Annotated in this window: 3 protein-coding genes; all 3 read right to left on the bottom strand. The window is 74.2% G+C overall.

Annotation, left to right across the window (positions count from 1 at the left end; all coding sequences use genetic code 11):
- Positions 1-3,212, bottom strand: a 3,212-nt coding sequence (locus AC08OT_RS18830) for a salicylate synthase (protein ID WP_476603120.1), incomplete at its 3' end; no start/stop codon positions are given.
- Positions 3,209-3,505: an MbtH family protein gene (locus tag AC08OT_RS18835; protein ID WP_476591889.1), complete on the bottom strand. Its 297-nt coding sequence runs from the start codon at positions 3,503-3,505 to the stop codon at positions 3,209-3,211. The genes AC08OT_RS18835 and AC08OT_RS18830, both read right to left, overlap by 4 nt.
- 137 nt (positions 3,506-3,642) lie before the next feature.
- Positions 3,643-5,355, bottom strand: a complete 1,713-nt coding sequence (locus tag AC08OT_RS18840) for an ABC transporter ATP-binding protein (protein ID WP_476591888.1) — start codon at positions 5,353-5,355, stop codon at positions 3,643-3,645.
- Between the last annotated feature and the right edge of the window lie 142 nt (positions 5,356-5,497).

Here is a 5,497-nt window from a genome sequence, read left to right on the forward strand (position 1 = left end):
CCGTAGGACAGCGACCGGCGCACCGGCGACTCGCCGCCGCCGGCCGCTGAGTCCCACAGCAGCGCGAGCGCGTCCGGACGCCGCGCCGCCGCCGCGAAGAACTCCTCGTGGAGCAGGCGGGTGGACGCCGGTCCCTCGACCGCATTGACCCGGCGTCGCACCGTCCGGGTGGACTCGCCGAGGAGGCCGTCGACGGGCTGGTCCCAGGCCGTGCCGTCCGTGGCTGGCGCCGGGCCGGGGCCGGCCGGGCTGGGGTCGGCCAGACCCCGCACGAGCCGTTCGAACGCGGTGAACATCGCGTCGACGACGCCGGGAGCGAACGTGTCCTCACGGACGTCCCAGTTGACCAGCAGGCCCCCGTCAAGCTCGGTGACCTGGGCGTCAAGCAGGACCTGCGGGCCCTGCGAAATGATCCACACCGGCTGGCCGAACTCCCGGCGCACCGAGGCATCGAACAGCTCGCCGAGGCCGAGCGCGCTGGTGAACACGACCGGCGCGAGCACCGGTTCGCCCCGGTGGCGGCCCAGGGCGCGGAGCACCTCGACGCCGGAGTAGTCGGCGTGGGCAGCGTCAGCGTGCAGCCGGGTCTGGATCCGGCGGGCCCGCTCGACGAACGGAATGCGGTCGGTCAGGTCGATCTCCAGCAGAACCGAGCTGGTGAAGTCGCCGACGATCCGGTTGACGTCGGGGTGGAGCTGCTCGCGGTCGAACAGCGGGACGTTGAGGAGGAAGCGCGACTGCGCGCTCCAGCCGCCGAGCACTTCGGCGAACGCGGTCGCGACGGCCATGGCCGGGGTGATGCCGTGCCGGTGGGCCGCCCGACCGAGGGCCTCGCGGGCGGGTGGCGGTAGCTGGAAGTGACGCCGGGAAACCCGGGGCGGTCCGCCAGGCTCGCCGGGGGCGCCGAGGCTCGGTACCAGCGGGAGCTGGGGCGCCCCGGGCACGCCGGACAGGCGGTCGAGCCAGGCGCGCCGGGCCCGCTCGGCCGCCGCGCGCGGGAGAGCGTCGCGTTCCGCCCGGTAGCGGCGGTAGCTGTAAGCCAGCGCGGGCGCGACCTCGTCCGGGCACCCGTACTCCTCGGCCAGGTCGGCCAGCAGCACGCGGTAGCTGACCGCGTCGGCGGCGACCATGTCGACGTCGAGGTGGAAGCGGGTCGTGCCGTCGGGCCGCAGGCTCAGCGCGGTCGAGAAGACCTCCCCCCGTTCGATGTCGAGCATCTGGTGGGATAACTGGTCGCGGACGGCGGCCAGCCGGGTGGCGGCGGCGTCCTCGTCCAGGTCGCGCAGGTCGTGGACGATCAGGCCGCGCCAGCCGGGCGCCGGTTCGACGACCTGGCCGCCGTCGTCGGTGATCCGGGTCCGCAGCGCCTCGTGCCGCTCGATGAGCCGCTCGATCGCGGCGGCCAGCCGGGCCGGATCGAGGGCGTTCCCATCGAACTCGGTGTAGAGGTGCGCGGCGACGCCGCCGTAGGGCTGCCCGTCGCCGCGCCCGATCCAGTAGGCGTGCTGCATGAGCGCCAACGGGAACTCGGCGCCGTCAGCCTCGGCCGGCGCGACGGCCACCGGTGCGGGCGGGGCCGGCTCGCTCGCGGGTTCCTCGCTCCCGGGCTGGAGCATGACGGCGGGTTGCCTTCCGGCCAGCAGCTTGAACCAGCCGTCCAGGGTCGGGGGCTCGGCCAGCTCCGCGAAGTTGACCTTGATGCCGGCCCGCCGCCAGCCCCCGATCGCCCGGATCAGCGCGATCGACTCGAGGCCCCGCTCGAAGAGGTTGTCGTCGTCCCCGAGCTCGGCCGGATCCTCCCCGAGCAGCTCGGCGACGGTGCGCCGGAGCCTTTCGAGATCGCCGAGCGCTTCCAGATCATCGACCGCCGCCGGGACCGGGCGGGCCGGCTGGGCCGGCACGGCCGGCACGAGGAAGCGGCTGACGCTGCGTAGCTTCTCGCGCGTCTCCTCCAGCTCCCGTTCCGGGCGCGACGTCCCGACGACGCCGGCCCCGGCCCGCAGCCAGGTCCGGCCGTCGTGCTGGAACGCCGTCCGCAGGACGAGGGCGGCGTCGAGGGCGCCGTCCGAGGTCGCGCTGATCACGGCGCCGCTATAGAGGCCGCGCGGCGACGGCTCGTAGCGCCGGATCGCCGCGCAGGCGGCGTCCTTCGGCGCGCCGGTCGCCGTGATGGACGGGAAGACGGCGGCCAGCGCGTCCCAACAGTCCCGGCCGGCGGCGAGTCGGCCGCTGACCCGCGAGGCCAGGTGCTGCACGCTGCCCCGCTCGAGGACGGTCATGAACTCGTCCACGACCAGCGTGCCCGGCGCGCACAGCGGCCGGAGCTCGTCCTGGGCCGCCTGGACGGACACGGCGTGCTCGTAGATCTCCTTCGGGTCGCGTAGCAGCGCCTCCCGCCGGGCCCGGTCTCCGTCCCCGCCGTCGAACGCGGCCGTGCCGGCCAGCGGTTGGGTGGAGACCCGGCCGTCGGCGTCGACCTCGACCACGGTCTCCGGGCTGAACCCGATCGCGCGCAGGCCGTCCAGATCGAGCAGGAAGGAACGGGCCGGCGTGTTGCCGCGCCGCCCCCGCTCGTAGGTCGCGACCAGGTCGATCTCGCCGTCGACGGGGACGACCCGAGAGAGGATCACCTTGCGCAGCCGGCCGGCCTGGATGTCCTCGACGGCCCGCGCGACCATCCGCCGGTAGTCGTCGGCGTCGTGGTCGAGATTGGCCAGCGGCCGGGGTTCGCCCGGCTCGTCGGCGGCCGCACCGCCGAGGGTCTCGGCGAGTGCGTCCAGATCAGCCTCCTCGGCCGCGCGCAGCAGCGCGCCGGTCGCCGACAGCCGCGCCTCGCGGGCCGGGATGACCAGGTGGATGAGCGGGTCGGGGATGACCGGCCCGGGCAGCCCGAGCGCCCGGGGACCGAGCTCGAAGCCGGCCCAGCCGCACGCCCGCCAGCCGGCGACCGGGAGCGCCGCCAGGACGCGGGCCAGGGTGCGCAGCGGAGCGCCGTCGACTAACTCGACCCGCCAGTCCCCGCCCGCGCGGTAGCGGATCTCGTCCCAGTACACGACGGCCTCGGCCAGAGCGCCCGAACCGCAGTGCCACTCGCCGTCCCGCTCGTAGACGGTGACCGGCGCCGCGGCATGGCGGGCGAACCGCGCCGCCGCCGCCAGCAGATCACCGGCGAGCGGCACCGTCCGTTCGCGGTAGACCACCGGCGCCGTCATCGGGACGCGCCGGCGCCGACGCCGTCGCCGCTGCCCTGCGTAGCCGGGGCATCCGTCTCCCGGCGGCCGGCGGGCGGGCGGTCGGCGCCCATCCGGGCAATCAGGCTGGCCGGGCGCAGATCCGTCCAGTTGGCCTCGACGTACTCCAGGCAGGACGACCTGCTCGCGGCTCCGTGCACCGTCGTCCACCCGGCCGGCACAGGCGCGAATGTCGGCCACAGCGAGTGCTGGCCCTCGACATTGACCAGGACATAGAAGCTGCCCTTTTCGTCATCGAACGGGTTGGTCGACATGAGGTGCCGTCTCCTTGGATCTCAGTCCGCGACTTAGGTGCTCTTTACTTTAAGTTAAGTTAACCTAAGATAGCCACGTTTGTCTACCCCCGTCAGCCGCCGAAATTCCCTCATTTTTCCGGCATCCGGCGGCAGGATCAGTTCAGGCGGCCGGCCTCGACGCGGACGATCCGCGGCAGGCGTTCGATGGTGGTCGGCCGGTGCGCGATAACGATCAATGTGCGACCCGCGCGGAGCCGCTCGCCGGCGGTCTCCAGGCGGCGCGCGACATCGGGGTCGAGGTCGGCGGTCGCCTCGTCGAGCAGCAGCACCGGTGGGTCGACCAGCGCGGCCCGCAGCAGCCCGACGATCTGTCGCTCGCCGGCGGACAGCCGTTCCCCCCGGGCGCCCAGCCCGGCGTCCAGCCCGCCCGGTCGCCGGTCGACCCACTCGGCCAAGCCGAGCAAGTCGACCGCCCGCTCCATCGCCGCCCGGTCCGGCGCGCCCGGCGTGAGCGCCAGGTTCTCGGCCAGGGTGCCGGTGATGATGTGCACCTGCTGCGGGATGAGGACTATGCGCGCCCGGACCTGCTCCGGCGGGGCGAACCGCAGGTCGACCCCGCCGTAGCGCACCGTCCCCGCGTCCGGTTCGTAGAGCCCGGTGAGCAGCTTGGCCAGCGTCGTCTTGCCGGACCCGGTGACGCCGACCATGCCGGCCCGGTCACCGGCCGGGAAAGTGACCGAGACGTCGCGCAGCACGTCCTTACCGTCGGCGTAGCCGAAGCGGAGGCCGTCTGCGACCAGGTCGCCCTGAACTGGCAGGTCGTACCGCGCCGGCGACGCGGCCCGCGCCGACGGGACGGCGAGGGCGGCCGGCTCGGCCGGCGGCAGCGCCTCGAGCAGGTCCGTCAGGCGGGCCAGGCCCACCCGGGCCAGCTGGGCCTGGCCGGCCAGCCCGGACAGGGTGAGCATGCTCTCGAACAGGTTGCGGGTCGCGATCACGAACACGACGACCGTGCCGACGCTCAGGTGCCCCGCCCGGACCAGCCAGACGCTCAGCAGCAGCAGCGCGGCTGTGGCCAGGCCCTCGATCATCCCGAACAGCTCCAGGCGGTTCTGGACGGCGATGGTCCGGTCGGCCCCGACCAGCAGCTCGTCGTTGTCCGCCCGGAAGCGCCGCACCCACTCCTCGGGCCGCCCAGGCGCGACCAGCGCCTCGTGCGCGTTGAGCGACTCGGTGAAAGTCGCGGTCATCGTGGCGTCCGCCGCGGCCTGCCGGCCGAACGTCTCGGGCGCGGCCCGGTTGAACCAGACCATCACGGCGACCGCCATCGGCACGAACAGCGCGACGAACAGCAGCGCGAGCAGCCATGAGTAGATCAGCAGCAACACCGTGGTCAGGGCAACGGTGAGGGCGACCCCGAGCAGGTTGGGCAGCTGGTCACGCAGGAACAGGGTCAGGTCGGCGATCTCGCCGGTCGACCGGCGCAGCAGGTCGCCGGTGCGGTGAGCCTCGATGAACCGCAAGGGCGCGCGGGCGAGGCGTTCAACGACGAGATCGCGCAGCCCGCGGATCGCCCGCTCCCCGGCCGACGAGAGCAGGATCTCCGACCAGCGCAGCAGGAGCATCCGGGCCAGGACGAGCCCGACCATCAGTGCCACCGCCCACCACAGGCGGCCCTGATCGCCGGCGGTCACCGCGTCGACCCCCCAGCCGATCGCCGGGGCGATGCCGACCACCGCCGCCGTGCTGGCCACGCTGGCCAGCAGCGCGACGGCCAGGATCGCCCGGTGCGGGCGCAGGTAGGGCCAGAAGCGCCGGAAGACGCCTGCGGTGGGCGCCTCCTCGGCCAGCACACGGACCTCAGCCATCCCCGCCTCCCACCCGGACGATCTCCTCGCCGCTCGCATCGCCGCTCGCATCGCCGGCCGCATCGCCGGCCGGCGCGGTCTCGGCCGCCTGCCGCGCGCCCCCGATCGGCCCGGCGCCCGCCACCGGCACGCCGTCCGGCCC

The organism is Frankia sp. CgJB1 (assembly GCF_977947065.1).

Bases quoted from the DNA above. Each gene is read 5' to 3' on its own strand.
- AC08OT_RS18835 (WP_476591889.1), bottom strand. From the start codon at position 3,505: ATGTCGACCAACCCGTTCGATGACGAAAAGGGCAGCTTCTATGTCCTG.
- AC08OT_RS18840 (WP_476591888.1), bottom strand. From the start codon at position 5,355: ATGGCTGAGGTCCGTGTGCTGGCCGAGGAGGCGCCCACCGCAGGCGTC.